At 70.8% G+C, this 25,798-nt stretch carries 22 protein-coding genes; 14 read left to right on the top strand and 8 right to left on the bottom strand.

Translation table 11 applies throughout. The features are described from left to right. The first annotated feature begins 170 nt into the window (after positions 1 to 170). The 5 genes from purD (at position 171) to IEY87_RS33285 (ending at position 6,440) form a co-directional block, all read left to right on the top strand. The gene (gene purD, locus IEY87_RS33305) at positions 171 to 1,385 is read left to right on the top strand and encodes a phosphoribosylamine--glycine ligase (RefSeq protein ID WP_189142814.1); all 1,215 of its coding nucleotides are present in this window, start codon (positions 171 to 173) and stop codon (positions 1,383 to 1,385) included. After that, positions 1,382 to 2,218 (top strand): phosphoribosylaminoimidazolesuccinocarboxamide synthase, encoded by an 837-nt coding sequence (locus IEY87_RS33300; RefSeq protein ID WP_189142813.1) that lies wholly within the window; start codon positions 1,382 to 1,384, stop codon positions 2,216 to 2,218. The genes purD and IEY87_RS33300 overlap by 4 nt, the downstream gene beginning before the upstream one ends. A gap of 92 nt (positions 2,219 to 2,310) precedes the next feature. Beyond that, positions 2,311 to 3,576 carry a UDP-N-acetylglucosamine 1-carboxyvinyltransferase gene (murA, locus tag IEY87_RS33295; RefSeq protein WP_189142812.1) on the top strand — a complete coding sequence of 422 codons (1,266 nt, stop codon included), beginning with the start codon at positions 2,311 to 2,313 and terminating at the stop codon, positions 3,574 to 3,576. A 201-nt stretch (positions 3,577 to 3,777) separates the two neighbouring features. Beyond that, on the top strand, positions 3,778 to 5,067 hold the full coding sequence (locus IEY87_RS33290) for a GTP cyclohydrolase IIa (protein WP_189142811.1): 1,290 nt from the start codon (positions 3,778 to 3,780) through the stop codon (positions 5,065 to 5,067). Positions 5,068 to 5,423: 356 nt separating this feature from the next. After that, positions 5,424 to 6,440, top strand: coding sequence for an EamA family transporter (locus IEY87_RS33285; protein ID WP_189142810.1), 1,017 nt, complete (start codon positions 5,424 to 5,426; stop codon positions 6,438 to 6,440). On the opposite strand, the gene IEY87_RS33280 is transcribed toward IEY87_RS33285, so the two are convergent. Continuing rightward, complete coding sequence (locus IEY87_RS33280; RefSeq protein ID WP_189142809.1) at positions 6,321 to 7,622, bottom strand: aspartate aminotransferase family protein; 1,302 nt, start codon at positions 7,620 to 7,622, stop codon at positions 6,321 to 6,323. The two genes, IEY87_RS33285 and IEY87_RS33280, sit on opposite strands and share 120 nt — an antisense overlap. A 137-nt stretch (positions 7,623 to 7,759) precedes the next feature. Here IEY87_RS33280 and IEY87_RS33275 point away from each other — a divergent pair, with 137 nt between their 5' ends. Genes IEY87_RS33275 through IEY87_RS33255 form a run of 5 tightly spaced genes read left to right on the top strand, consistent with a single transcriptional unit; the run spans position 7,760 to position 12,709 of the window. Beyond that, positions 7,760 to 8,626: a fumarylacetoacetate hydrolase family protein gene (locus tag IEY87_RS33275; RefSeq protein WP_225277428.1), complete on the top strand. Its 867-nt coding sequence runs from the start codon at positions 7,760 to 7,762 to the stop codon at positions 8,624 to 8,626. Positions 8,627 to 8,659: 33 nt separating this feature from the next. Further along, positions 8,660 to 9,727, top strand: coding sequence for a helix-turn-helix transcriptional regulator (locus IEY87_RS33270; RefSeq protein ID WP_189142808.1), 1,068 nt, complete (start codon positions 8,660 to 8,662; stop codon positions 9,725 to 9,727). An 11-nt stretch (positions 9,728 to 9,738) separates the two neighbouring features. Next, positions 9,739 to 10,671: an N-acetylglucosamine kinase gene (locus IEY87_RS33265; protein ID WP_189142807.1), complete on the top strand. Its 933-nt coding sequence runs from the start codon at positions 9,739 to 9,741 to the stop codon at positions 10,669 to 10,671. Beyond that, positions 10,668 to 11,984, top strand: coding sequence for a hypothetical protein (locus IEY87_RS33260; RefSeq protein ID WP_189142806.1), 1,317 nt, complete (start codon positions 10,668 to 10,670; stop codon positions 11,982 to 11,984). Before IEY87_RS33265 ends, IEY87_RS33260 begins: the two co-directional genes overlap by 4 nt. Beyond that, complete coding sequence (locus tag IEY87_RS33255) at positions 11,981 to 12,709, top strand: sugar isomerase domain-containing protein (RefSeq protein WP_189142805.1); 729 nt, start codon at positions 11,981 to 11,983, stop codon at positions 12,707 to 12,709. The genes IEY87_RS33260 and IEY87_RS33255 overlap by 4 nt, the downstream gene beginning before the upstream one ends. A gap of 102 nt (positions 12,710 to 12,811) precedes the next feature. Here the strand turns inward: IEY87_RS33255 and IEY87_RS33250 are convergent, their stop codons facing one another. The 6 genes from IEY87_RS33250 to IEY87_RS33225 are packed head-to-tail and all read right to left on the bottom strand — an operon-like array spanning position 12,812 to position 19,704. Next, positions 12,812 to 14,122 carry a transcriptional regulator gene (locus IEY87_RS33250; RefSeq protein WP_189142804.1) on the bottom strand — a complete coding sequence of 437 codons (1,311 nt, stop codon included), beginning with the start codon at positions 14,120 to 14,122 and terminating at the stop codon, positions 12,812 to 12,814. Between the two features lie 2 nt (positions 14,123 to 14,124). Then, positions 14,125 to 14,925: an amidohydrolase family protein gene (locus IEY87_RS33245; RefSeq protein WP_189142803.1), complete on the bottom strand. Its 801-nt coding sequence runs from the start codon at positions 14,923 to 14,925 to the stop codon at positions 14,125 to 14,127. Beyond that, positions 14,922 to 15,683 carry an amidohydrolase family protein gene (locus IEY87_RS33240; protein WP_189142802.1) on the bottom strand — a complete coding sequence of 254 codons (762 nt, stop codon included), beginning with the start codon at positions 15,681 to 15,683 and terminating at the stop codon, positions 14,922 to 14,924. Before IEY87_RS33240 ends, IEY87_RS33245 begins: the two co-directional genes overlap by 4 nt. Next, the gene (locus IEY87_RS33235) at positions 15,676 to 17,439 is read right to left on the bottom strand and encodes a heparinase II/III family protein (protein WP_189142801.1); all 1,764 of its coding nucleotides are present in this window, start codon (positions 17,437 to 17,439) and stop codon (positions 15,676 to 15,678) included. The genes IEY87_RS33240 and IEY87_RS33235 overlap by 8 nt, the downstream gene beginning before the upstream one ends. Further along, positions 17,436 to 18,437: a Gfo/Idh/MocA family protein gene (locus IEY87_RS33230; RefSeq protein ID WP_189142800.1), complete on the bottom strand. Its 1,002-nt coding sequence runs from the start codon at positions 18,435 to 18,437 to the stop codon at positions 17,436 to 17,438. The genes IEY87_RS33235 and IEY87_RS33230 overlap by 4 nt, the downstream gene beginning before the upstream one ends. Next, positions 18,421 to 19,704, bottom strand: a complete 1,284-nt coding sequence (locus tag IEY87_RS33225) for an ABC transporter substrate-binding protein (RefSeq protein ID WP_189142799.1) — start codon at positions 19,702 to 19,704, stop codon at positions 18,421 to 18,423. The genes IEY87_RS33230 and IEY87_RS33225 overlap by 17 nt, the downstream gene beginning before the upstream one ends. Before the next feature lie 178 nt (positions 19,705 to 19,882). Between IEY87_RS33225 and IEY87_RS33220 the strand changes: the two genes are divergently transcribed. Genes IEY87_RS33220 through IEY87_RS33210 form a run of 3 tightly spaced genes read left to right on the top strand, consistent with a single transcriptional unit; the run spans position 19,883 to position 23,137 of the window. After that, complete coding sequence (locus IEY87_RS33220; RefSeq protein WP_189142798.1) at positions 19,883 to 20,770, top strand: carbohydrate ABC transporter permease; 888 nt, start codon at positions 19,883 to 19,885, stop codon at positions 20,768 to 20,770. Then, positions 20,767 to 21,582: a carbohydrate ABC transporter permease gene (locus IEY87_RS33215; protein WP_189142797.1), complete on the top strand. Its 816-nt coding sequence runs from the start codon at positions 20,767 to 20,769 to the stop codon at positions 21,580 to 21,582. The genes IEY87_RS33220 and IEY87_RS33215 overlap by 4 nt, the downstream gene beginning before the upstream one ends. A 22-nt stretch (positions 21,583 to 21,604) precedes the next feature. Further along, a complete protein-coding gene (locus IEY87_RS33210) occupies positions 21,605 to 23,137 on the top strand; it encodes a hypothetical protein (RefSeq protein ID WP_189142796.1) in 1,533 nt (510 codons plus the stop codon). A gap of 67 nt (positions 23,138 to 23,204) precedes the next feature. Here IEY87_RS33210 and hisC read toward each other — a convergent pair whose 3' ends face one another. Further along, a complete protein-coding gene (hisC, locus tag IEY87_RS33205) occupies positions 23,205 to 24,263 on the bottom strand; it encodes a histidinol-phosphate transaminase (RefSeq protein WP_189142795.1) in 1,059 nt (352 codons plus the stop codon). A 104-nt stretch (positions 24,264 to 24,367) separates the two neighbouring features. Here hisC and IEY87_RS33200 point away from each other — a divergent pair, with 104 nt between their 5' ends. After that, positions 24,368 to 25,780, top strand: coding sequence for an ATP-binding protein (locus tag IEY87_RS33200; protein WP_189142794.1), 1,413 nt, complete (start codon positions 24,368 to 24,370; stop codon positions 25,778 to 25,780). Positions 25,781 to 25,798 lie beyond the last annotated feature (18 nt).

The following is a 25,798-nucleotide window of genomic DNA, read 5'->3' as shown; positions in this document are numbered from 1 at the left end:
CTGGGATCACCAGGTTTCATCCCGGACCACCTCCAATCACGCAAGAGACCACAGAGCCGCTCCAAGCTACCACAGGCAGGTAACGGCATAACGATACTCGCCCGCATGCGCGTGGCGCCGAGGGACCGGGGCGGGGACGGGCGGGGACGGTGGGCTGCGAGAATGAGCGGGTGCGCGTTCTAGTCGTAGGTTCCGGTGGGCGTGAGCACGCCCTGTGCCGTTCACTCCAACTCGATCCCCAGGTCAGCGAGCTTCACTGCGCTCCGGGGAATCCCGGGATCGAGGAGGTCGCCAGGCTGCACCCGGTCGACCCCGTCGATCCGGTGCAGGTGGCCGGGCTGGCCCGGCGGCTGCGGGTCGACCTCGTGGTCGTGGGCCCCGAGGCGCCGCTGGTGGCCGGGGTGGCCGACGCGGTCCGCGAGGCGGGGATCGCCTGCTTCGGGCCGTCCGGCCAGGCGGCGATGATCGAGGGCTCCAAGGCCTTCGCCAAGGACATCATGCACGCCGCCGGCGTGCCCACCGCGCAGGCGCGGGTCTGCCGGACGGCCGAGGAGGCCGCGGCCGCGCTGGCCGAGTTCGGGACGCCCTACGTCGTCAAGGACGACGGGCTGGCCGCCGGGAAGGGCGTGGTGGTCACCGACGACCGCGAGGCGGCGCTGGCCCATGCGGCGGCCTGCGAGCGGGTCGTCATCGAGGAGTTCCTGGACGGGCCGGAGGTGTCGCTGTTCGCGCTCTGCGACGGCAGCACCGCGGTCCCCCTGCAGCCCGCGCAGGACTTCAAGCGGGCCTACGACGGCGACCAGGGGCCCAACACCGGCGGCATGGGCGCCTACACGCCGCTGCCGTGGGCGCCGGAAGGGCTGACCGAGCAGGTCATGCGGGAGGTCGTGCACCCCACGATCGGCGAGCTGAGCCGGCGCGGGCTGCCCTACCAGGGCGTGCTCTACGTGGGGCTGGCCCTGACGGCCAAGGGGCCGAAGGTGATCGAGTTCAACGCGCGGTTCGGCGACCCGGAGACCCAGGTGATCCTCGACCGGCTGACGACGCCGCTGGGCGGGCTGCTGATGGCGTGCGCCACCGGCGAGCTGGGGCCGGATCCGGAGTTCGCGGACGGGGCCGCCGTGACGGTGGTCATCGCGGCGGAGGACTATCCGGGCACTCCGGTCAAGGGCGACGTGATCAAGGGGCTGGAGCCGACCGAGCACGCCTACGTGCTGCACGCCGGGACCGCGCGGAAGGACGGCGAGATCGTCTCGGCGGGCGGCCGGGTGCTGAGCGTGGTGGCCGGCGGGCCCGACCAGGACAGCGCCCGCCGCAACGCCTACGAGCTGGTGTCGCGGATCGAGATGCGCGGCGCATTCCACAGGACGGACATCGCCCGATGAAGCACCTGCACGCCGGCAAGGTCCGCGACCTCTACCAGACCGACGAGGGTCTGCTGCTGATGGTCGCCTCCGACCGCATCTCGGCCTACGACCATGTGCTTGAGCCGGACATCCCGGACAAGGGCGCGATCCTCACCCAGATGTCGCTGTGGTGGTTCGACCAGCTCCGCGACCTGGTGCCCAACCACGTCGTGGCACCGGGCGACGAGGCGCGCGGCGTGCTGGTCAAGCCGCTGACGATGGTGCAGGTGGAGTGCGTGGCGCGCGGCTATCTGGCCGGGGGCGGGCTGAGCGAATACCGCCGCGACGGGATGGTCTCCGGCGTACGGCTGCCGGAAGGGCTCACGGACGGGTCCCGGCTGCCCGAGCCGATCTTCACGCCGTCGACGAAGGCGCCCATGGGCGAGCACGACGAGCCGATCTCCTTCGCGCAGGTGGTGGCCGAGGTCGGCGCGGAGACGGCGGAGGAGCTGCGGCGCATCACGCTCGCCGTCTACACGCGCGGCGCGGAGATCGCCCTGGAGCGGGGCATCATCCTGGCCGACACCAAGATCGAGCTCGGCTGGGACGCCGACGGGGTGCTGACCCTGGGGGACGAGGTTCTCACCCCCGACTCGTCGCGATTCTGGCCGGCCGATGAGTGGCAGCCGGGACGCCCGCAGCCGTCATTCGATAAGCAGTATGTCCGTGATTGGCTAACGTCGCCCGAATCCGGATGGGACAAAAACTCCACAAATCCCCCACCTCGCCTCCCGGACAAGGTGGTCATGCGCACCAGGCAGCGATACCTGGAGGCCTATGAGCGCATCACTGGGACTTCCTTTACCGGGTGATTCGGCTGGGCCAGGTGGTGTGAGCGGCTACTGTTGGCCGGATCGACCCTCACCCTCTTTTCCGATCGATAATTTCCCGAGGAGCAGCACGAATGGTCCGTTACCGCGTGCGCGGTGGCAACGCACTGCGTGGAACCGCCTTCATCCAGGGCGCGAAGAACGCCGTGCTACCGATGATCGGTGCGGCTCTGCTGGCCGCCAAGGGCCGCACCGTGCTGCGCAACGTCCCGCTGATCGAGGACGTACGTCGCGCGGTCGAGCTGGCCGAGGCCGTCGGCGCCTACGTCGAGCTGCACGAGTCGGAGCGCACGCTGGTGATCGACGCCTCGCGGCTGTCCAGCGCGGTGCTTCCCGCCGAGATCGCCAGGCGCTTCCGCGGCTCGGTCCTGTTCACCCCAGCCCTGCTCCACCGGCTGGGCGAGGCGATCGTGGAGGGGGTCGGCGGCTGCAACCTCGGCAGCCGCAACCTCGACTTCCACTACCTCGGCTACAAGCGGCTCGGCGCGATCGTGGACGAGGGTGAGACCGTCATCCACGTCAAGGCCTCCGGCCTGACCGGCGCCACCCTCTACCTCGACACCCCCTCCCACACCGGCACCGAAAATCTGATCATGGCCGCCGCCCTGGCCAAGGGCACCACCGTGATCGAGAACGCGGCGCTGGAGCCGGAGGTGCTCGACGTCATCGACATGCTCTCCAAGATGGGCGCGCGCATCAGCGGCGCCGGCACCGGGTTCATCACCGTCGAGGGCGTGGACGAGTTGCACGCCGTCGAGCACACCGTGATGCCGGACCGGCTCGACGCGGGCGTGTTCGCCATGGCGGCGGCCATCACGCAGGGCGAGCTGAGTCTCGTCGGCACCGGCCTCGACCTGGGCGTGGTGCGCTACAAGCTGGAGCAGATGGGCGTCGACTTCGCCCGGCAGGGCGCGGTGCTGCACGTCCGGTGCGACGGCCCGCTGCGGCCGATCAACATCATCACCGACACCTACCCCGGCTTCGCCACGGACCTGCAGTCGCCGATGATGACCGTGGCCGCCCTCGCCGACGGCACCAGCTACATCCACGAACGCATCTTCGACGGCCGCTTCGCCCTCGCGGGCGAGCTGAACAAGATGGGCGCCAATGTGGAGGTGGACGGCAGCCGGGCGATCGTGCGCGGCGCCACTCCGCTGACCGGCACTCGGGTAACGGCTCATGATCTGCGTTCTGGTATAGCTCTGGTGCTCGCCGGACTGGCCGCCAAAGGCGAGACCGTCATCGAGTCGGGATACCTCATCGATCGCGGCCACGCACATCTCGCCACACGAATGCGGGCACTCGGAGCGGACATTACACGAGAGATTTCCGAGGGTTGAAAAACCTTAGGAATGGCGTGTTGAGCTGCTGAGACGTCTTCTCGGGTGGTCAACCCGAACGACTTTCCGGAAAAGTCGGGCGTGACATTACGGCCCCCGCGAGCGATCGTTCCAAAAGAGAGCACTGCAACGGACCGCAGGATGGGACGAACATTGGTCGAGAGGGCCGAAGAAACAACCCGAGTGTCACGCCCGGGCGCCATGACACCGGACCTCACTATTGGCGTGGTCGGGCCCCATGATCTGGTCGAGCGCGTCATGTTGATGGGTCACGCCGCAGCGCCGCTGCCCTGCCGGCTGGTCGCAGCCGCCTACCGCGACGAGCAGGAGGCGCCTGACAAGGTGACGCGCCTCGGCCCCGGCGTGGACGCGTGCCTGTTCGCCAGTCCGGTTCCGTACGACCTGGCGAGGCGTTCCGGCGTGCTGACGATGCCCGCCACCTACGTCCAGCTCGGCGGGGCGGCATTGGTGGCGGCGCTGGCCAAGGCGGCGCTTGATCCACGCGTCGATCCACAACGAGTCAGCGTCGACGTGGTCAGCCGCGCCGACGTCGAGGAGGCGTACACCGATCTGGGCATTCCGGCGACGGACGTGCACAGTCGCGACGAGCCGGGGGCGACGGGGACCATCGCCGCCTACCACGAGCGGCTGTCCCGGCAGGGCATCACCACGGGAGCGCTGACGTGCCTGCCCGCTGTGGCGGAGCGCCTGCAGACCGCGGGCGTGCCCGTCATCAGGATCAGGCCGACGTCGGCGGCCGTGCGCACCGCGCTGCACACCGCCGCGCTGCTGGGCGCGCACCACCGGTTGGAGGAGTCACAGCTCACCGTCGTGCTGGTGGAGGTGCCGACGCTGCGCGAGCCCGTGCGGCGCGCGGCGCCCCGCTACTGGCGCGACGAGCTGCGGCTGTCGCTGCACCGGCTGCTCGTCCAGGAGGCGAACCGGATCAACGCCACCGTCTGGCCGATCGACGATCACAGCTACCTGGTCACCGCGACCAGGGGCTCGGTGGCGGCGGCCACCGACGGGTTCCGGGTGCTGCCGTTCGCCGGCCGCATCCGGGACGAGCTGGGGCTGGCGGTCGAGGTGGGCGTGGGCATGGGCCGTACGACGCACGACGCCGAGTCGCACGCGCGGGCCGCGCTGGCCCGCACTCAGACAGGTAAACAGGCGCAGGGATTCGCCGTAGACCGAGAAGGGAGAGCACTGATCCCGGCGCCCCGGATGCCGCCTACGGGGACCACCGCGCTGAAGCCCAAGGGGGTCGAGGTGCTGGCCCGGCTGGCGGCCAAGCTCGAAGGCGGCGACACCGTGGTGGACGCCGAGGGTGCCGGGAAGATGCTGGGAGTAACGCCGCGCACGGCACGGCGGTTGCTGCGCACGCTGGTCGACGAGGGACTCGCGTGGCCGCTTCCGCCGAACCGTACGCCGCAGCCGGGACGGCCTCGGCAGCTCTACCGGTTGATCGTGGAGAAGCTCGGGCCGCGCTGACGGCCCTGGGTGATCAGGCCCGCCGCCGCACCTTCCCCCTTGGCCGGCGGCGGGCCCGATTACCCAGCTCCGGGGCCTGCTTGGCCGGGGTGGGAGGCATCTGTACCCATTGTTCCTTCCAGCAGGTGACGGGTTGGTGGATTGGGGGTTGACTCTTGCGGAATCAGCGGTTGGTCAACGTGGATGGGGGTATGACTTCCGACGCCCCCGATCGACGGGATTCGGACGGGGGCACCAATTCTTTCCGGCCCCTTCGCCGATGGGCGGGGCCGCTCCGCGTGGTGGACAGACCGCGGACTTCACCTGACCGATCCCCCGACGGTTTCTGTCGGTCTCGACCGCTATTGTCATGACCTATGGGCCACAACGCTGCTGACCAGCGATCTCCGCTCGCCATCTGGGGCGCGCTCATCATCGTCTACGTGGTGTGGGGATCCACCTATCTCGGCATCGGCATCATGGTCGAGTCGATCCCGCCCATGCTCGGCGGCGCCATGCGCTTCCTGGTCGCGGCCGCCCTCCTCGGCGGCTTCGTGCTCGTCAGGTCCGGCAGGCAGGCGTTCCGGATGACCCGGCGGGAGTTCCTCGGCGCCGCCGGGGTGGGGATCCTGCTGCTCACCTCGGGCAACGGCATGCTGGCCGTGGCCGAGCAGTACATCTCCACCGGCCTGGCGGCGCTGCTCGTGGCGTCGGTGCCGCTGTGGCTCGTGGTGTTCAGGTTCGCGGTGCGCGACCGGCCCAGGGCGCTCACCATGGCGGGCGTGCTGGTCGGGCTCGGCGGAGTGGCGGCACTGTCGCTGACCGGCGTCGACGGGGCCGGCACGGTGGGGATCGTCGTGGTGCTCCTCGCCTCGTTCTCGTGGGCGGTGGGCTCGTTCCTGTCCAGCCGGATCGCGATGCCCGCCAACGCGTTCGCGACGAGCACGGTCGAGATGCTGGCGGGCGGCCTCGGCCTGGTCCTGCTCGGCGGCGGGCTGGGCGAGCGGCTGGACCTGTCCGCGATCACCGACAGGTCCTGGCTCGCCCTCGGCTATCTCATCGTGATGGGCTCGCTGGTCGGGTTCACCGCGTTCTCGTGGCTGCTCGGCAACGCGCCCATCTCCCTCGTCTCGACCTACGCCTACGTCAACCCGGCGGTGGCCGTCCTCCTGGGCGCGCTGGTGCTGAGCGAGCCCGTCACCCTGCGGATCGTCGTGGGCGGCGTGATCATCCTGATCGGTGTGGCGCTGGTCATCTCGACCGAGCGCAAGGGGTCACAGATCCCGCAGCGCGCCGGCGAAGGCGTCCACCGTGGCGTCGACGTCCGCCGTGGTGTGCGCCGTGGACATGAACCACAGCCCCCGCGGGACCATATTGACTCCCCGGTCGAGTAGCGCCGCCTGCAGGCGGGCCATCTTGGCCCGGTCGGTGGCGGCGAAGTCCCGGTAGTCGCGGACGGCGGGGGCGTCGGTGAAGTACGTCTGGAACACCGGGCCGGGACCGTCCACGAGCATCGGCACGCCGGTCTTGGCCGCCGCCGCCCGCAGGCCCTCCATCAGCTCCTCGCCGCGCTCGTACAGCGTGCCGTAGACCTCCTCGCGCCGCTCGTCGAGGATGCGCAGCGTCGCCTCGGCCGCCGCGATGCCGACCGGCTGGGAGTTGAACGTCCCCGCGTGCGCGACCTTGCCCGTGGAGATGTGGTCCATCACGGCCGCCCGCCCGACCAGCGCCGACACCTGCATGCCGCCGGCCATGGCCTTGCCGAACACCGACAGGTCGGGCGTGATCCCGAACCGCTCCTGGGCGCCGCCGGGGGCGAGCCGGAAGCCGGTGATGATCTCGTCGAAGATCAGCAGGGTGCCGTGTTCGTCGCAGAGTCGCCGTACGGCCTCCAGATAGCCGGGGTCCGGGCTGATCGCGCCGGTGTTGCACAGGACGGGCTCGGCGATGACGGCGGCGATCTGCCCCGCGTGCCGCGCCATCAGCCCGGTCAGCGTCTCCAGGTCGTTCCACGGGCAGACGATCAGGTCGTCGGAATGGCCCGGCTGCTGTCCCGCCGTGCCCGGCACGGCGACGGGGGCCTGGGCGGGACCGGCCGCGTCCACCGCCGGGTGCACGCTGTAGAGCACGGGGTCGAGCCAGCCGTGGTAGTGGCCCTCGAACTTGAGGATCTTGGATCGGCCGGTGTAGCCGCGGGCCAGCCGGAGCGCGCCGTGGACGGCCTCCGAGCCCACGGTGTTGAACCTGACCCGTTCGGCGGAGGGCACCATCGCGCAGATCCGTTCGGCCACCCGCACCTCGGCGGCGTGCTGCGCCGAGTAGACCATGCCGCGGGCGGCCTGGTCCGCGATGGCCGCCACGACCGGCGCCGGGCAGTGGCCGAGCAGCGCCGGCCCCTGGCCGAGGACGTAGTCGACGTAGGAGTTGCCGTCCACGTCCCACAGGCGCGCGCCCTGGGCGCGGTCCACGTAGAGCGGGACGCCGGCCGTCCGGCGGGCGTCGCTGGAGACACCGCCGGCCAGGAAGCGCTGCCCGTTGGCGTAAAGGTCGCGGCTGACGTGCAAGGTCCGGGTCATGGGGACCATCAAAGGCCGGGCGGAGCCTCGCGGACAAGGAGGAGCGCAAGGACGGGGGCGCCATCGCAAGGACGGAGCCTTGTGAGGCGCTTCGCGGACCTGGTGAGCTGAGGCCCTGTCTCCAGGAAGGTGTGGCCGTGTTTCTCGGGCGTATCCGGCGGTCTCCCGCCGAACAAGTCGAAGTGGTCGCCTGGCGCGAGGGTGGCGAGCTGCTCAGCCTGGCCGGTCTGCGGGGCGGCGACGATCCGGTCGCGATGCTCGGTCTGTACGGACTGGACCGGCTCACCGAGGAGGTGGACCGGCGGTGGGCCGGTGCCGGGACGCTGCTGGAGGAGTCGTCGGTGGTGTTCGAGCCGCCGGTGGCCACCTGCACCAAGATCTGCTGCCTGGCCCTCAACTACGTCGCGCACGCCGAGGAGGGCGGGATGGAGGTGCCGCCGGAGCCGGTGCTGTTCTTCAAGCCGCCGTCCGCGCTGACCGGCCACAACCGCCCGGTGACCGCGCCGGCCCGCACCAAGCACCTGGAGCACGAGGTCGAGCTGGCCGTCGTGATCGGCTCCGTGGTCCGCGACCTGCCCGCCGAGCGCTGGCGAGAGGCCGTGGCCGGCTACACGGTGATCAACGACATGACCGCCCGCGACCTCCAGCTCGCCAACATCGCCCGCAACGCGCCGTGGGACCAGTCCAAGGGCTTCGACACCTTCGCGCCCACCGGGCCCTACCTGGCCACCGTGGACGAGGTGCCGGATCCGCAGGCGCTGGAGCTCACCCTGGAGGTCGGCGGGCAGGTACGGCAGCGGGCGAACACCGAGCAGATGGTGTTCGGCGTCCCGGAGCTGATCGCCGACCTGTCCGACGGGATGACGCTGCTGCCCGGCGACCTCATCGCCACCGGCACCATCGCCGGCATCGCCCCGCTCCAGGACGGCGACGTCATGCGGGCCACGGTGCAGGGCGTGGGCACCCTGGTCAACACCGTCGATTTCGGCCCGCCTAAACCATAGATATCGGCGCGCCCTACTCGTACTCTGAGAGGTATGGACTTCACGGTCGGCGCTCTCATCGACCTCGACGACTACGTCGCCTCGACCCGAGCCCGCGGCCGGTCGTGGGCCGACCGGCAGCTCGACCAGGCCGATCGCGCGGTGCGGGCGGCGACGGCGGGACAGCCGGTGACCTGCGAGCCGCTGCCCCCCGACGAGTGGCTGGTCACGCTGACCGGCGACGACCCGGACCGGCTCCTCGGCCAGGCGACCGCGCTGGCCGAGCAGGTCCGCGCCGGCATCGTCAGAGCCACCGAGCTCACCGCGACCGTCAGCCTGAGCGCCCCGCGACGCGGTCCGGGAGCCGAGCGGGACGCCCTCCGGACCAACGCCTACAAGCTGCTGCTGGGCGGCGACCGGGTCATCACGGCGCCGCCGGAGCCACGGCCCGACGCGCCACCGCCGGTGCGGATCGAGGCCGAGCTGGCCCGCCGGATCCAGGCCGGCGACCGGGGCGGCGCGGCCGGGCTGCTCACCGGCTGGGTCGACAGGTGCGTCCAGGAGCGGGACCTGGCCCCGAAGACGCTGCACAACTGGCTGATGGGCGAGCTGCTGTTCGTGGTGGACGTGGTCAACCGGTGCCGGCTCGCGGGCGGCTCCACCGACTGGGTCGACGCGTGCGCCCGCCTGCCGATCGAGGAGCTGATCACGGTCACGGAGATCCACGAGCGCTCCTATCTGCACATCTGGATCGAGGAGACGTTGACCCGGCTGATGCCACAGGCCGAGCGGGACATCCTGTCGATGGCCGAGAGCTTCATGGCGACGCACTACACCGATCCGCGCCTGCGGCTGTCGACGGTCGCGCAGGCGGTCTCGGCCAGCCCGTTCTACATCTCGCACCTGTTCGCCGACGAGCGGCGCACGACGTTCCTGCGGCATCTGACCGGGCTGCGGCTCCGCCACGCCCGGATGCTGCTCACCGCCTCCGCCGTGCCGATCGACACGATCGCCGCCCGCTCGGGCTACCTGAGCGCGAAGGCGTTCCGCGGCGTGTTCAAGCGGCACGTCGGCTGCTCCCCCAGCGAATACCGCCGGACCCATCGGTCCCCTGCCCCGTGAGGTCGTCACCCATGGAACTCGCCGTCGACGGCGGCCAGACCGGCCTGCGCGCCGGCCTCGCCACGGACGGGCGCGTACGCCTGACCGCCGAGGTCCCCGGCCTCGCCTACGCGGCGGGCCGGCCGGTGGACGTGATCACCGAGCGGGTCCTCGCCGCCTGGCACGAGCTACGGCGGCCGCAGGTCAGCACGATCTGCCTCGGCCTGACCACCCTGCTCGGCCCGCCGGCCGCCCACCAAGAGCTGGCCGACCGGCTCTTCGCGGCCCTGCCCGCCGCCCGCGTACTGATCACCGCGGACGCCGTGACCGCGCACGCCGGGGCTTTCGGCGGGCGGCCCGGCGTGGTCCTCGCGGCGGGCACCGGCTCGATCGCGCTGGGCGTGGCGGGCGCGGACGCGATCCGGCAGGTGGACGGCTGGGGCTACCTCTGCGGCGACGCGGGCGGCGGGCTGTGGATCGGCAGCCGCGGCCTGGACGCCGCCCTGCGCGGGTTCGACGGCCGACGGCCGCCGGGACCGCTCACCGCCCGCGCCCACGAGCTCTTCGGCGACCTCGCCGCCTTGCCCGAGCGCCTCTACCTGGCGCCCGACGCGGTGGCGCGGGTGGCCGGCTTCGCCGTCCACGTCCTGGAACTCGCCGGTACGGATGACAGCGCGCGGGCGATCACCACGGCGGCCGCCCACGAGCTGGCGGGCACCGTCGCCGCGGCGGCCCGCTGTTTCCCGGTGGGCGCCGAGGTGCCCGTCTCCTGGACCGGACGCCTGCTGGGCAGCCCGATCCTGAGCTCCGGGTTCCGGGCCGAGCTGGACAGGTTGCTGCCGCGGGTCCGGGCGGTGGCCCCGGCCGGCGACGGCCTGTCGGGGGCCGCGCGGCTGGCCGCCGGCGACCTGGGCCACTACCGGTCACTGATCAAGGCGTTCGAGCGTTCTGGAGAGGTTCGATGAGAGTCGGCCATGGCACCGTGATGCTGCCCGTCCCCGCCGGAACCCCGATGGGCGGATACCTCGACCGCCCCGGCCCCTCCACCGGCGTCCTCGACCCCCTGGAGGTGACGGCGATCACCTGGTACGACGGTCGCCGGCGCTTCGCTCTGGCGGTGGCCGACGTCATCTGCGTGAACGAGGATCTGGCCGCGCGGGCGAGAGCCGCCGTCCCCGAGGCGGGCGAGCTGTGGCTGGCGGCCACGCACACCCACGCGGGGCCCGAGACGGGGTGCGTGCCCGGCGGGGCGCCGACGCCGCAGCCCTGGCGTGACCTGATCGCCGAGGCGACGCGCGCGGCCGTGCTGCGGGCGGTCGCCACCGAACGGCCCGCCTCCGGGCAGGTCCGCCAGGGCGAGTTGCGCGAGGTCGGCGGGGACCGCAGCCGGCCGTCGGGCACGCCCGTGGTCCCGCTGGACGTGCTGGTCGTCCGCGACCCCGCCGGCCGGACTTCGGGGGTCCTGGTGGTGCTCCCGGTCCATCCCACCGTCCTGCCCGCCGCCGGCCGCCTGATCAGCGCGGACCTGGTGGGGGCGGTACGCGCGGCGTTACGGGCCCGGCTCGGCCCGGGCGTCTGGGTGGTGGTGGCGACCGGCGCGGCCGGCGACATCAGCACCCGCCACACCCGTCGCGGCACGGACCGCGCCGAGCTGGACCGGCTGGGCGCGGTGGTGGCAGAACGCTGCCTGGAGCTACTGAACCCCACCGACCCGAGCCCCGAGCCCGACGGAGTCACCACCCGGCCGGATCACTCCCTGGAGTCGCCAGGCCGGACTGACCAGGGCCGCGAGCCCGAGGGGGTCAGTTGGGCGGGCAGGCGGGTTCGGCTTGGGCGGGTGGATGGGAACGGTGACCCGGCCGCGCTCGTCGCCGCGTTGCGGGCGGCCCATGCCGAGGCGCTCGCGAGTGGTGACCCGGTCGCCGTGCGGATGGCGCGGAGCCGGCTCGACGGCGCTCGCGTGCTGACCGGCTCCGCGCCGGCGCGTCCCACGCTGGACGCCGCGGTGGGCGCGGCCCGGCTCGGCGGGGTGGCTCTCGCGGCGCTGCCCGGGGAGCCGTTCCTGGGGGTGCGGGACCTGATCCGGGCGAGCCGCCCCGAACCCGTGCTCGTCCTCGGATATGTCAACGGATATCCGGGCTACCTGCCCACCGCCGACGCCTACGCCAGGGCCGAGTACGAGGTGCTCGCCGCCCAGGCGGCGCCGGGCAGCGCCGAACGACTCGCGCGGACCGCCGCTGACCTGCTCCATGAGCTCGACGAGAGAAGAGGACGATGAACGCCTACGCGGAGGTCGCACGGACGGCCGTAGACAGGCTGCTGACCGAGGAGCGCGACGCGATCGCCCGCGCCGGAGAGCTGATCTTCACGGCCTTGCGCGCCGGTGGGGTGCTCCAGGCGTTCGGCACCGGGCACTCCAGATCGGTGGCGCTGGAGCTGGTGGGACGCGCCGGCGGGCTGGTCCCCGCCAACCAGCTGGGCATCCGTGACCTGGTCTACTACGGTGACGCGACCCCGGACGAGATCCTCGATCCGAAGGTCGAGCGGGTGCCGGGGCTGGCGGGGCGCATCTGGGAGCTGGCCGACATCCGCCCCCAGGACGTCTTCGTGGTCATCTCCAACTCGGGTGGGAACGCGGCCGTGGTGGAGCTCGCCAGGCTCGCCGTGGACCACGGGCATCCGCTGATCGCGATCACCTCGCGCGCGCACACCTCCCGGGTGTCCGGGCCGAAGCTGGCCGACCTGGCGGCGGTGGTCATCGACAACGGCGCGCCGTACGGCGACGCGGCCGTCGAACTGCCGGACGGCACGACCATCTGCCCCGTCTCCAACCTGACCGGCGTCCTGATCGCCCAGCTGCTGGTCGCCGACGTGGCCGGACGCTACCTCACCGCCGGCGCGCACCCCCCGGTCTTCCGGTCGGCCAACACCCCGGGCGGCGACGCGTACAACGCCACCCTGCTCGACCCGTACGGCGAGCGCGTCCGCCTGGGCGACGCCTGACCAACCGCCACACCGGGCGCGCCCGCCCGACCACCACAGCGGGCGCGTCCACCTGAGCCACCCCCGGCCAGCACACTGGACGCGTCCGATCGGCCCGTCGGGTCAGCGCGACACCAGTCGGTACGGCTGGCGGGGGCGGCCGGCCTGGGCGGACTTGACCGGGGGCAGGGCCCAGGCCAGGCCCTCCTCGACGAGGTTCTGCAGCACCCGGCGGGCGCTGCGTGGCGCGACGCCCAGCACCTCGGCCACGATCTCCGCGTCGACGACCATGGCCTCGGGGCCGTCGCCCAGCCGCTGCACGAGCCGGTCGAGCACCTTGCCCGCCTTGGAGTCGGCCTCGGGCTCCGCCACCTGGTCGCCCCTGCGCCGCTGCCGCAGGGGCAGGGAGGTGGCGGTGCCGTCGCTGCCGATCAGGAAGGCGGCCGTGGCGTCGGCGCCACGGGCCCGTTCGACGGCGATCAGGGCGTGGGTGTCGGCGTCCCGGGCGGTGTTGCCGAGCCCGATGCCCACCTCGACGGCCACCCCGAGGTCGGCCCGCACCCGGTCGGCGAACGGCGCCACCCGGAACCCGTCGGTGGCCTGCGAGAGCGCCCCGACGGTGGCCGTGATCACGTAGCTGTTCTCCTCGCGCGGGACCACCGTCGCGCCCATCTGCCGGGCCTCGGCGAGCAGCGAGCGGTGCAGCGACAGTTTCAGCTCCTGCTGCCAGTAGTTGCCCGGCCCCGAGTGGGTGGGCCTGGTCGAGGCCGCGAGCTCGACGAGCACGATGGCGATCTGCGACTCCTCCAGGCGGCTGCCCGTGCCCAGCAGCGTGGCGGTGTTGATGGCCAGCCGCAGCGTGTGCGTCGTGGGCATCATCCGCAGCACCGGCACCTTGGCCGCCTCCAGCTTGCGGGCCACGGTCCTGACCGTGGTGAGCGCGGCCGTGGTGGCGCCCTCGCGGTAGAGCCGCTCGTGGAAGCCGACGAAGTCGCGCACCGAGTCCGGCTGGCGGTATTCGGAGACGTGCACCCCGTCCATGGGCACGCCGATCTCCTCGTACGCCTCGGCGACGTCGGTCCGCGCGATCGAGTCGATGCTCACCCTGGCCGGGTCGATGCCCTCGCTCAGCACGCCCCGGAGCAGGCAGGAGTAGAGACCCGCCCCGCTCACCGGCACGAACGTGGCCGGCACGGGCAGCTCACCCGACTGGGTGGCCAGGTCGTGCTGGAGCGGCCCGGTGAACAGGACGGCGTCGATGCTGCCCGCTATCTTGGCGAGCTTCTCGCGCGTCTCGTGCTCGCCCGCGTGCGGCGCGCCCACGAGCCGGAACGACGCGGCCGAGGGCAGGCTCGCGCCGATGTGCACGATCTGCTCGACGAGATCGTGCGGTCCCACCACGCCGATCGCGATCTTGGATCGTAGCCGGTCCACGTCTATGCCTCTGGTTTCCCGAGCAGCGCGGTGATCGTGCCCCCGAGCACCGCGGCCCTGTCATCGTCGCTGAGATCTGAGAACAGTATCCGCCCCAGCGACATACGTAGATCGATGAACGGAAAGTCCGATCCGTACACCACCCGGTGTGCGCCGAGCCGGCGGACCATCCTGGCGATGTCCGCGCCCGTGTTGAACGAGCCGCACACCTCCAGGATGACCCTCTCGTGCCGCTCCGCAACCTCGATCGACGCGTCGATGCCCAGCGGCGTCACCCCCGAGTGTCCCGCCAGGATCGTCGCCCGCGGGTGCCGGCCGGCGATCTCGTCGACCATCGGCAGGTCGTTGTACGGCGAGCCGCTGAAGGTGTGGGTGAGCACGGGACGCCCGGTGAGCTCGGCGTACTCCCAGACGGGCGCGTAGCGTGCCCCGGTCAGCGGATACTCGTGCAGGTCGGGGTGGAGCTTGACGCCGCCGAAGCGGGGGTCGTCGCCCCAGCGGCCGAGCTCGGCGACCGGGTCCTGCCAGGGGTTGACGGTCAGGTAGCCGGTGAACCGGTCCGGCGCCCGGTCCACGACGGCCGCGGTGGCCGCGTTGCCCTGGGCGGCGTCGAGCTGGATCGCCAGGTGGCTGGAGAGCACCGCGTGCGCGACGCCGCACCGGTCCATCACCTCGATCATCCCCGCCGGGTCCGGGTCCGGGATGAAGAACACGCTGTACGGCCCGGCATGGGCATGCGCGTCGACGATTCTCGTCGCCTGCTGCGGCCGGCGTGCCCACAGGGCCGTCGTCAGCTCGTTCATGCCGCTCTGACCTCTCTTCTGAGCAGGCGGCGCAGGTTCCCCGCACCGACGGCCGCGACCTCGGCCTCGCCGAGCTCCGACCACATCAACCGGGTGACCGCCTCCGCCGGGTCGCGGTAGGGCGCGCCGGTGCCGAAGACGAGCCGGCCCGCGCCGAACCGGGTCGCCAGCCATTCCAGGCCGCGGTGCGAGGACAGGTCGGCCAGCCCGATGCTCACGTGGTCGGTCCGGTCCAGGACGCCGGCGATCTGCCGCAGCATCCGGTAGCCCACGCCGCCCACCACGATCCGCAGGCCCGGATGGGCCAGGGCCAGCGTCTCCACCGTCCGCCAGGTGGTCTGGCCCGCGTCCACCAGCAGCGGCAGCCGTACGGAGGCGATGGCGTCGAGCATCGCGGCCGTGTCGGCGCTCGCGAGGTCGTAATTGTGCTCGCGCGGGAAGGCGCGGACGGCGGCCACGCCCGCCTCGACGGCGGCGTCGGCGAACCCGGTCGCGCTGCCCGTCTCCCCGCACGTGTCGGGCAGCATCACCCAGCACGGGCGGAGCCTGGGCTGACCGGCGACCAGGCCGAGCAGCTCGCGGTTGCCCCGTGCCGGGTCGTGCAGCCAGGACGTCATGCTGCCGACCACGGCCTCGGCCACGCCCACCCGGTCCATCGCGGCGAGCAGCTCGGGCACGGTGCCGCCACCCACGTCGCGGCGCGGGTGGCGGCCCAGCATGACATCCGCGTCGATCAGGACCGGACGGCCCTCACTCATCGCCGCCCCAGTGCTCGGCGAGCCCGTCGCGGGTCCAGCCGTCGGGCGGGAAGGTGTCGGTTACCTCGCCCAGGTGGACCGCCGACAGGGTGACCCGGACCTCTGGTGGCTCGTCGGTGAACGGGACGACGGCGACGGTGAAGTGGCCGTCGCGGCGGCGCAGGCCCAGCGAGTGGATCTCGCCGTATTCGGCGGTGGCGGTGACCGGGTCGGGGATCCTGGCGGGCCCGCTGCCGAGGACGACCTCGTCCGGCGACTCCGCGGGCACCACGAGGAGCCCCGGCCCGCGGCTGCTCGCGTACCCGTCGCCGTGCCGGATCCACGGCGACGTCCCGTGCAGCTGCCAGATCGCCTCGGCGTCGATCGTGTCGGTGATCAGCCAGTAGGACGGCTCGCTCCGGACGAAGGCGATCCTGCGGTCGTGCCTGGCCCGGTAGCCGTGGTGGTGGCCGGCGAAGACGTCCACGTGCTCGCCGGCGTGGAACAGGTCGAGGGCCGCCGCCCGATCCTCGACGTAGTCCTCGCCGGGCACGAGCAGGGTGTTGTGGCCCCTGGTCGCCTGGTACCAGTCGTAGTAGCCCGGGTCGTCGTAGGACGGCGGCCCGCCCGCCTCCCAGGCCAGCGGCACGCCCCAGCCGGACAGCACGAAGTCGAGCGCCGCGTGGTGGCTGTGCGGCTCCAGCTCGTGGCCGATGTACGGACCGTAGTTGATCACGGTGTGCAGGTCGCGGGCGCGGAAGATCGCGTACGCGCTGGACTCCAGGAGGTGTGAGCCCTCGACCGGCCGTACCGCCTCGCCCAGCAGCCGCTCCCCGGTCCGCAGCATCTCGGCGGGCCAGACCAGGCCGCTGTCCTGCAGGTGCGGCACCCAGCCGCCCGAGGTGGTGAGCGAGGCGAGCCAGTCGTGCATGGCCGGGAAGCGCGGGTGGGCGATCAGGTCCGGGTCGACGGACGCGGCCCGCTGGACGCCGCCCAGGCACATGCCGTGATAGCCGGGCGAGCGCTCGTGGTGGCCGCCGTCCTCGCGCACGTCGCGTTCCAGGTGCTCCAGGATGCGGGCCCTGGCCACCTCGGCCCAGCGCCCGGACTCGGGGAAGTCGGCGAACACGCGCGCGAGGTGCAGCAGCTCGCAGGCGGTGGCGAACTGCCAGTTGCCGTGCCGGAACTCGTCGTGCTCCTCGGCCGCCCAGCGGGCCCCGCCGAGGATGGTCTTCATCATCCGCAGCCAGCACGCGTCGCCGAGCGCGGGCTCGGTGGCGAAGACGGCCAGCGCCCGGCTGAGGTGCATCGAGCGGGAGGCGACCCCGAGGGAGTACCACACCACGTTGAGCCCCGGCCAGTCGCCCTCGACCCGGTCCCGGCTGTCGTACCACTGGTTGAAGAGCCGGTCCCACTCGCGGGCGTAGCGCGGATCACCGGTCTGCGCGTAGGCCGAGACCAGCGGCATCATCCACCTCAGGTAGTGGAAGCCGTACAGTCTCGACCTGCCGTGGCCCTTGTCGAGGAAGTCCACCTCGATCCCGAGCAGCCGGTCGGCCTCCGCCACGTCGCCGGGCAGCGGGTCCGGCCACACCGGCGCCCGCCGCCGCCACGGCCTGGCCGCCGCGACGCCGGCCGCGCCGAGCTCGGCGAGCAGCGCCTCGTCGGTGATGTGCAGCATGCGCGCCGGGTCCACATGCGGCGGCTTCTCCACGTACGACGACTTCTCCACGTGCGGCGATTCTTGTGCGTGCGGCGGCTTTTCTGTGTGCGTCATCGGAGCTTCACCGGCTGTCCCGTGCGGGCCGACTCGTGCGCGGCCTCCAGTACGGCGGTCACGTGCCGGGAGCTCTCCACGGTGACCAGCGGCTGTTCGCCGGTGAGCGCGCAGTCCACGAAGTGGTGGATGGCGTCGCGGTAGGCCCCGGCCGGTTTGCCGTGCACGACCCGCTGCAGCATGTTGCGGGGATAGGTGTAGCCGTCCTCGGTGGCCAGCTGGATGTTCTCCTTCTGCCTGTCGAGCTGGATGACGCCCTTCTCCCCGGTCACGGTGACGTAGCTGTCGACCATGGTCGGGAAGGTGTTGGGGTAGATCCAGGCCGACTCGAAGGTGGCCACCGCGCCGCGCCCGAACCGGGCCTGGATCTGCATGGCGTCGGGGGTGTCGATGCCCCGGCCGCGCAGTTTCCCGTACCGGGCGGTGGCGAACACCTCGGCCACCTCGTCGTCGTACAGCCAGGTGAGCAGGTCGATGTCGTGGCTGGACAGGAACCAGGCGCAGGTCGTCCGGTCCGCCCAGCCGATCATCTCGGTGGGCACGTAGATCGTGTCGTCCTTGCGCGCGTAGCCCACGACCGGCTCGCCGACCAGGCGCATCTGGTCCTTGGCCTGCGCGTAGGCGGGGACCCAGCGGTGGTTGAACAGGCACATCGCCGTCACGCCCGCCGCCCGGATGGCCTCGACGGACCGGTCGGCGTCGGCCACCGTGGTGGTGAACGGCTTCTCGACCAGGATGTGCACGCCGGCCCGCGCCGCGGCCACCATGACGTCGGCGTGCAGATGGTCGGGCGTGGTGATGGAGATCGCGTCGACGGTCCCGGAGTCGAGCAGCTCCTGGTAGCCGGGGTAGACGGTCGCCTCCGGCGCCTGGTCGAGCGGCCGGCGGGCGACGGCGGTGATCTCGGTCTGGGGATGGGCGGCGAAGACCTCGGCGTGGCCGCGGCCCATCAGGCCGGCGCCGACGATCCCGATGCGGAGTCTAGGCAAGTGCGTCATTCCATCGTTTCTCGGCGGCGTCGAGCGCTTCCTCGGCGCTCTTGGAGCCCTGGAGGAAGGCTCTGACCTCTTCGTTCAGGTATTCGGCGAGCTCGGCGTCCTTGTTCGTGCCGAGCGGGCTGTACTCCAGCTTGGGCAGCCCCTTCACGATCACCTGGCGGGCGACGGCCATCGGGTCGTCGCCGGCGGCCTCGGTGAAGAAGGGGTCCTTGGTCGAGGAGACCGTGGACGGGTAGATCGGCACGATCTTGCAGAAGGCCAGCTGGTTGACGCCGTTGGTGAAGAACTTGATGAACTCGGCGGCGGCCTTCTTGTGCGCGGAGGCCTTGGGGATGGCGAAGGCCTGCTGGGCGAGCAGCAGGTAGTTGCCGGAGCTCATCTTCACCGGCTCGGTGACGACGAGGTCCTCGTACACGTCGGGGGCGTTCTTCTGGACGTTGAGCAGCTGGGCGGCGTTGGCCGAGGGGATGAAGGCCAGCTGGCCGTTCTCCAGCGTCTGCGGCATGTTCCGGACGTCCTTGGAGATGGCGCCGGGCGCGATGCCGTGCTTGTCGTAGCTCTTCTTGTACGTCTCCAGGACCGCGAGGGCCTCCGGCGTGTTGAACGCCGCCTTCTTCTTGTCCTCCGACAGCAGGGGGACGCCGTGGTAGCGGAGGGTGGTGTGGTCGGCGATGCTGTTGGTGCCGTTGATCTTGGTCTTGTCGTAGACCTTGTCGGCCAGGGCGAGCGCCTCGGCGAAGGAGGTGGGCGGGGCCTTGTCGTCGAAGCCGGCCTTGCTGACGACCGATTTGCGGTACATCGCCACGGGAGCGCCGCCGTTGTACCAGGGCACGGCGTAGAGCTTGCCGTCCAGCCGCAGCGGATCGACCAGGTTGGGCTGGAAGTCGGCCAGCTCGGCCTGCCCGAAGTAGGCGTCCAGCGGTTCGAGTGAGGGGACGAACCGGCCCAGCTCGACCGAGGTGACGTTGACCGCGTCGGGCACCTCACCGCTGGCGACGGCGGCGAGCAGTTTGGTGGCGCTCTCCGCGCCGGGGACGTCCACCCACTTGATGGTGACCTTGGGATGTTCCTTCTGGTACTGGCCGATCAGGCCGGTGATGTAGTCGCTGTAGTTCTTCTTCAGGTTGATCGTCCAGAACTCGACCTGCCCTTCGAAGGGCTGGTCGTCCGCGGGCGCGGCGGCGCTCTGGGTCGAGGTTCCGGCGACGCAGCCGGTGGTGAAGAGGGACAGCGCGAGCGCGCCGGCCGCTAAGGCACTTCGAGTCATCTCCGCGGACCTCCTGGAAGATATGGCCGTCCTTTATCCCCGCTTTCGGCACAATGGCAGCCCTATGACAGAACGTCAAGAGTCGAGGTCTTGACCGTCGCGATTGGCCGACTATACGCTTCGTCAAATTCTGGCCAGCCTTTATTGATGCTTAGGACGGCTTTAAGGATGTGATGCGATGGCCGCCGGCCGGATCCCCGGACAGCGGTGGTACACCCCCTACCTGTTCGCGATACCGGCGCTCGCCCTGTTCGGCGTGTTCTTCGCCTGGCCGGCGGTCACCGCGATCCAGCTGTCGTTCCTGGAGTACGACGTTGTGTCGCCACCGGTCTTCGTAGGGGTGGAGAACTTCACCAAGATCGTCGCGGACGACAGGTTCTGGACCGCGCTGCTCAACTCGCTGCTCTTCCTGGTGGGCATGTTCCCGCTGCTGGTGGTCCTGCCGCTGCTGCTGGCGGTGCTGGTCAACCAGAAGCTGCCCGGCATCAGGACCTTCCGGATGCTCTACTACCTGCCCGTCGTGACCTCGATGGTCGCGGTCGGCGTCGCCTGGGAGTACGTCTTCCACCAGCAGGGCGTCCTCAACTGGATGCTCACCGGCGCGGGCATCCTCGACCAGCCCATCCAGTATCTCCTCGACCCCTTCTGGGCGCTGCCCGCGCTCGTCCTGGTCGAGGGCTGGAAGAGCATGGGCTTCTACATGATGATCTACCTCGCCGGCCTGCAGACCATCCCCACCAACCTGTACGAGGCCGCCAGGGTCGACGGCGCCACCGCCTGGCACCGGCTGCGCCACATCACGGTGCCGCTGATGGTGCCCTACATCGCGGTCGCGGTGACGGTGGAGATGCTCGACGCCATGCAGGCCTTCACCTCCATCTACGTGATGACCAGGGGCGGCCCGCAGGACGCCACCCTCACCCTCGGCTACTACATCTGGTCGGTGGCCTTCGAGCACTACGAGATGGGCTACGCCAGCGCGATCGGCCTGGTCCTGTGGGTGCTGATGATCGGCCTGGCCATCCTCAACTACCGGCTCACCCGGGGACGGACGGTCATGCCATGATGCTGCGGCGCGCGGGGATGTACCTCCTGCTGACGGCGATCGCGCTGGCCTTCGTCGGCCCGTTCCTGATCCTGATCTCCGCGGCGCTGAAGCCCCCGGGCCAGGCCGTGTTCAGCTTCCCGCCCGACGTCATCCCCCGGCCACCGGTCCTCACCTGGGTGATGGAGGCCTGGACCGCCATTCCCTTCCCCGCCTACCTGCTCAACTCGGTGATCTACGTCGGCGTGACGGTGCCGCTCTACATCGTGGTGGCCGCGATGTGCGCCTACCCGCTCGCCCTCATGGACTTCCGCGGCAAGAACCTCATCTTCTTCGCCATCCTGTCCACGATGTTCCTGCCGAGCGAGGTCATGCTCATCCCCAGGTTCCTCGTGGTCTCCCAGCTCGGGATGGCCGACACCTTCGCGGGGGTGATCCTGCCGGGGGTGCTCTCGGCCTTCGGGATCTTCCTGCTCCGCCAGACGTTCGCCGGCGTGCCGCGCGAGATCGTGGACGCCGCCCGCACCGACGGCTGCCACGAGCTGCGCATCTTCTGGCACGTCATGCTCCCCGCCGCCCGGCCCACCCTGGCCATTCTCGGCATCTTCGGCTTCATCTCGGTCTGGAACAGCTTCATCTGGCCGCTCGTGGTGCTCAAGGACTCGGCGAAGTATCCGGTCGCGCTGGGGATCGCCTACCTCGCCGGGATCACCGGCACCGATGTTCGCAGTCTGGCAGCCGGGACGATCATCTCGATCATCCCGGTCGTCATCGTCTTCATGATCATGCAACGGCACGTACTCGAAGGCATGCGCGGCGCGGTCAAGGGCTGACGCCGCCGGAGGTGATGGATCGATGTTGACACGCAGGCAGTTCGGCCTCGGCGCGCTCGCAGCGGGCGTCCTCGGCACCGTACACACAGGCACGGCTCGCGCCGCGGCGGGCTACGACTACACGGCACGGCAGACGTTCGACCAGTTCGACCGGGACTTCCACGCCGGCGGCGGCGTGGGGCAGCCCACGGACAACAACGAGCACGGCGGCCTGGCCTGGGGCCAGTCCTACGTGCTGGCGGGCCTCGTCCGGATGTACGAGGCCTACCAGGACACGCACTACCTGGAGCGGCTCATCACCAACATCGACCTGGTGCTGGCCAACCGCGACTCCGAGCGCGGCGTGGCCGACTACCGGGGCGAGTCGCTGCCCGCGTGGCGGGCCATGCACCCCTACACCGTGGGCCTGGTCGCGCTGGCGGACGCGGCCGGCCGGCCGGTGCTGGAGGTGCGCAGCTCGGTGTCGTACGCCGACCTGACCTCGGCCACCGTGCTGGCCGGCAGCGCCGCGGACCGCTTCACGTTAGAGGTGAAGAGCAGCAGGAACAACGCGACCTCCACCTTCACCGACCTGTCCATGGACCCGGCCTCCCCGGACTACGCGGTGACCAAGATCCTCAACGCCTACCCGACGCCCAACCAGGTCACCGCGCGTGACCTCGACCCGTCGGGCACCACCCCGCCCGCCCAGGGGACGAACCCGCTCGTCTCCCAGCCCGTGCTCTTCGCCGTGCACACCGGCATGATCACCTACCCGATCGCGTCGTTCGCCCGGATCGTGCTGGGCACGCCCAAGCTCCGCGCCAACCCGCGCTACCGCGCGAAGGCCGTGGAATATCTCGCCGCCGCCAAGGCCGCGGCCGCCGTGCACGACCGTGAATGGCGGCAGACCGACGACGGCGGCGGGCACCTCATCTGGGTCAAGGGCACCCCGCTCGGCTACGACGGCACCGAGATGCCCACCAACCAGTTCCTCGCGCTCGGACTGACCTACGCCGAGATCGCCGCCGCCACCGGCGACCCGGTCTACGCCGACCGGACCCGGCGGATGGCCCGCACCCTCGCCGGCGAGCTCAAGACCAACGCGAAGGGCGCCTACACCTGGACGTACTGGCCGACGTTCGGCGCGACCTACAACGGCTTCTCGGCCGCCGACGGCATCTCCGAGTTCACCCCGTCGGGCCGGGGCGCCAAGCAGCAGGAGGACCTCAGCCACGGCGCGATCGACGTGGAGTTCGCCGCCCTCGCCTTCCGCCACAAGCTCGGCTTCAAGGGTGTCGACATGGTCCGGCTGGCCAAGACCTACAGCAAGAACATGGCCACCACCGAGCCCGGCGGCGTGCCGACCACGTCCCTGTACGTCGACGGGACCGGCGGCCTGGCCGCCGCGGGCCAGTATCTCCAGGCACCGCGCTGGCTGGCCGTCGCGCAGTGGGATCCGGCGACGTTCGAGCACGCCCGGTCCATCTACGAAGCCCGCGCGCTCGTGCCCAGCCAGGGCTCGCACATCGCCGGCGTCGCCTACCTCAACTGGGCGGCCCGCCGACTCAGCTGACCCGCCACCCGGCTCGGACGGCCCGTAACCTCGCTCGGTCCGCCCGCCACCCGACTCGGCTGACCCCTCACTTGGCGAAGGAGGCCGCGGCGCTCAGGAAAGCGTCGTTGGCCTCCGGGTCGCCGATGGAGACCCGGGCGCCCTCCCCCGCGAACGGGCGCACCGCCACCCCTTCGACCGCGCACGCCGCGGCGAAGTCCATGGTGCGCTCGCCGAGCCGGAGCCAGACGAAGTTCGCCTCCGTGGGCGGCACCGTCCAGCCCTGCGCGATGAGCGCCTCGCGCACCCGGGTGCGCTCCTTGACCACGGAGTCGACCCGTTCGAGCAGCTCGTCCTCCGCCTCCAGCGACGCGATGGCCGCCACCTGGGCGAGGTGGTTGACGGCGAACGGGATGATCGTCTTGCGTACGGCCGCGGCCACCGGCTCGTGCCCGACCACATAGCCCACGCGCAGCCCCGCCAGGCCGTACGCCTTGGAGAAGGTGCGCAGCACGCACACGTTGGGCCGGTCGCGGTAGAGGAGCAGGCCGTCGGGGACGGACTCGTCGCGGACGTACTCGCGGTAGGCCTCGTCCAGCACGACCAGGACGTCCTCAGGGACCCGGTCGAGGAACGCCAGCAGCTCCTGGCCCCGGATCGAGGTGCCGGTCGGGTTGTTGGGGTTGCAGACGAAGATCATGCGGGTTTCCGGGGTGATCGCCTCGGCCATGGCGTCCAGGTCGTGGTCCTCACCCGCCAGCGGCACCTGTACGGACCGCACCCCGGCCAGGTCGGCGAGCAGCGGATAAGCCTCGAACGAGCGCCACGCGTAGATCACCTCGGCGCCGGGCTCGCCCACGGTCTCGAACAGCTGCTGCGCCACGGTGACCGAGCCCGCGCCGAGCGCGATGTGCTCGACCGGCACGCCGAACCGCGCGGCGATGGCCTCGGTCAGTTTGACCGCCCCCGGATCGGGATAGCGATTGACCTGCCGCGCCCCCTCTGCGATCGCCTCCACCACCGACGGCAGCGGACCGTAGGGCGATTCGTTGGAAGAGAGCTTGTACGACCGGCCGTCGGCAGTCATCACGGCCTTGCCCGGCTTGTAGGCGGGCATGCTGTCCAGAATCGGACGGAAACGAGGCATGGCCACACCATAAGGCAGCAGCCCAAAGCACCACACTATGGGGCATCATCGTCGGTGATATTTATTTGAGTGACGATAACTTTACTGACAGTTACGATGGCATCATGGACTTCGTTGGCAGGATTGCCGAGCTCCACAAGTTGGATGGCTGGTGGGAGGAGCGAAACCCGCGCCCGGCATTGATCTGGGGTCGCCGGCGCGTCGGCAAGACCGCACTGCTCCAGCACTTCGCACGGGACAAGCGGGTGATCTTTCACACAGGTGGCGGGCGCACTCCTGTCCGGGAGCTACAGGAGTTGTCGAGCCGGGCCGCCTCAATGGTCACCTCATCCACACGAGACCTGGTCAGTCGGCCCTATGAGACGTGGGACGAGGCACTCGATCACCTCAGCCGGGAAGCGGGGGACGAGCCGCTCCTGCTCGTCCTCGACGAATTCCCCGAACTGATCACCTCAGCTCCCGAACTCGAAAGTGTGCTACGCGCCTTCCTCGATCATGCCCACGGCCGATCTCGCTTGCGCATCGTCGTGTGCGGCTCGGCTGGGCGGAGCATGAGGGCCGTTCAGGAGTACCGGGCTCCCCTGTACGGGCGATTCGACCTGACCATGCAGCTTCACCCCTTCCGCCCGCACGAGGCGGCGGAGATGCTGCCCGATCTCACACCTGCCGATCGGGCGCTGGTCTACGGCGTCCTCGGCGGCATGCCGCTCTACCTCTCATGGTGGCGCTCTGAGTTGTCCATCGAACGCAATCTCGCCCGCCTGGCCTGTCATCCTGACGCCAAGATGCTCAGAGAGGGAGACCTGGTCCTGGCGACAGAGGCCGGCAAAGGCGCCCACCTGGCCGCAACCCTCCAGGCCATCGCTGAGGGCTACACCAAGCACCATGAGATCGCTGATGTGATCCGGGCCGATCCCAGCCGGACTCTGAACGACCTGCTGGCACTTGGGCTAGCCGAACGCATCCGACCCGTTACTGATACTGACCGCAGCCGACGGAAGATCTACCGCATCGCGGACAACTTTCTCGCCTTCTATCTCGGCACGCTCTCCCGGGTGCTCCCCGAGATCGACCGTGGTCTCGGCGAGACCGTGCTTCCGGTGCTCGTCGAATCTCTCAACGACCATCTGGGCGATGCCTGGGAGGAGGCGTTCCGCGACCACCTGCGGCTACGAGCCACCGACATCCACCCGCAGGTCGTTGCCATCGGACCCTGGTGGCAGGCAGACGGTCAGCACCAGATCGACGCCGCCGTGCTGACCGGGCGCTCCCGGCGACCGGTCCTGGTGGGAGAGGCGAAATGGGGCAAGAAGGTGAACGCGTCCCGCATCATCTCAGGGCTCGCGGCGAAGGCCGCTCATATGACGTCAGAGGCCGGAGAGCTCCGATTCGCGGTGTGCGCCCGCGACGAGATCACCCACGCGCCCCCTGGCACGCTCTGCGTGACCGCCGCCGACATCTTCCCTGACCCTGAGGGTTCTGCGGACGAAGTGACGAGTTCAGGCCGGACAAAGTGACGAGCCGCGAGTCGGCCA

Source organism: Nonomuraea glycinis (assembly GCF_014646515.1).
GTDB classification, from domain to species: Bacteria; Actinomycetota; Actinomycetes; order Streptosporangiales; family Streptosporangiaceae; genus Nonomuraea; species Nonomuraea glycinis.
This window is presented reverse-complemented; position numbering and strand designations above follow the sequence as displayed.

Excerpts from the sequence above, each read along its gene's own strand:
- IEY87_RS33290 (WP_189142811.1), top strand. The coding sequence starts at position 3,778 with ATGACACCGGACCTCACTATTGGCGTGGTCGGGCCCCATGATCTGGTC.
- IEY87_RS33285 (WP_189142810.1), top strand. The coding sequence starts at position 5,424 with ATGGGCCACAACGCTGCTGACCAGCGATCTCCGCTCGCCATCTGGGGC.
- IEY87_RS33255 (WP_189142805.1), top strand. The coding sequence starts at position 11,981 with ATGAACGCCTACGCGGAGGTCGCACGGACGGCCGTAGACAGGCTGCTG.
- IEY87_RS33230 (WP_189142800.1), bottom strand. The coding sequence starts at position 18,437 with ATGACGCACTTGCCTAGACTCCGCATCGGGATCGTCGGCGCCGGCCTG.
- IEY87_RS33220 (WP_189142798.1), top strand. The coding sequence starts at position 19,883 with ATGGCCGCCGGCCGGATCCCCGGACAGCGGTGGTACACCCCCTACCTG.
- IEY87_RS33235 (WP_189142801.1), bottom strand. The coding sequence starts at position 17,439 with ATGACGCACACAGAAAAGCCGCCGCACGCACAAGAATCGCCGCACGTG.
- IEY87_RS33260 (WP_189142806.1), top strand. The coding sequence starts at position 10,668 with ATGAGAGTCGGCCATGGCACCGTGATGCTGCCCGTCCCCGCCGGAACC.
- IEY87_RS33225 (WP_189142799.1), bottom strand. The coding sequence starts at position 19,704 with ATGACTCGAAGTGCCTTAGCGGCCGGCGCGCTCGCGCTGTCCCTCTTC.
- IEY87_RS33200 (WP_189142794.1), top strand. The coding sequence starts at position 24,368 with ATGGACTTCGTTGGCAGGATTGCCGAGCTCCACAAGTTGGATGGCTGG.
- IEY87_RS33265 (WP_189142807.1), top strand. The coding sequence starts at position 9,739 with ATGGAACTCGCCGTCGACGGCGGCCAGACCGGCCTGCGCGCCGGCCTC.
- murA (WP_189142812.1), top strand. The coding sequence starts at position 2,311 with ATGGTCCGTTACCGCGTGCGCGGTGGCAACGCACTGCGTGGAACCGCC.
- hisC (WP_189142795.1), bottom strand. The coding sequence starts at position 24,263 with ATGCCTCGTTTCCGTCCGATTCTGGACAGCATGCCCGCCTACAAGCCG.
- IEY87_RS33210 (WP_189142796.1), top strand. The coding sequence starts at position 21,605 with ATGTTGACACGCAGGCAGTTCGGCCTCGGCGCGCTCGCAGCGGGCGTC.
- IEY87_RS33245 (WP_189142803.1), bottom strand. The coding sequence starts at position 14,925 with ATGAACGAGCTGACGACGGCCCTGTGGGCACGCCGGCCGCAGCAGGCG.
- IEY87_RS33280 (WP_189142809.1), bottom strand. The coding sequence starts at position 7,622 with ATGACCCGGACCTTGCACGTCAGCCGCGACCTTTACGCCAACGGGCAG.
- IEY87_RS33270 (WP_189142808.1), top strand. The coding sequence starts at position 8,660 with ATGGACTTCACGGTCGGCGCTCTCATCGACCTCGACGACTACGTCGCC.
- IEY87_RS33300 (WP_189142813.1), top strand. The coding sequence starts at position 1,382 with ATGAAGCACCTGCACGCCGGCAAGGTCCGCGACCTCTACCAGACCGAC.
- IEY87_RS33240 (WP_189142802.1), bottom strand. The coding sequence starts at position 15,683 with ATGAGTGAGGGCCGTCCGGTCCTGATCGACGCGGATGTCATGCTGGGC.
- IEY87_RS33215 (WP_189142797.1), top strand. The coding sequence starts at position 20,767 with ATGATGCTGCGGCGCGCGGGGATGTACCTCCTGCTGACGGCGATCGCG.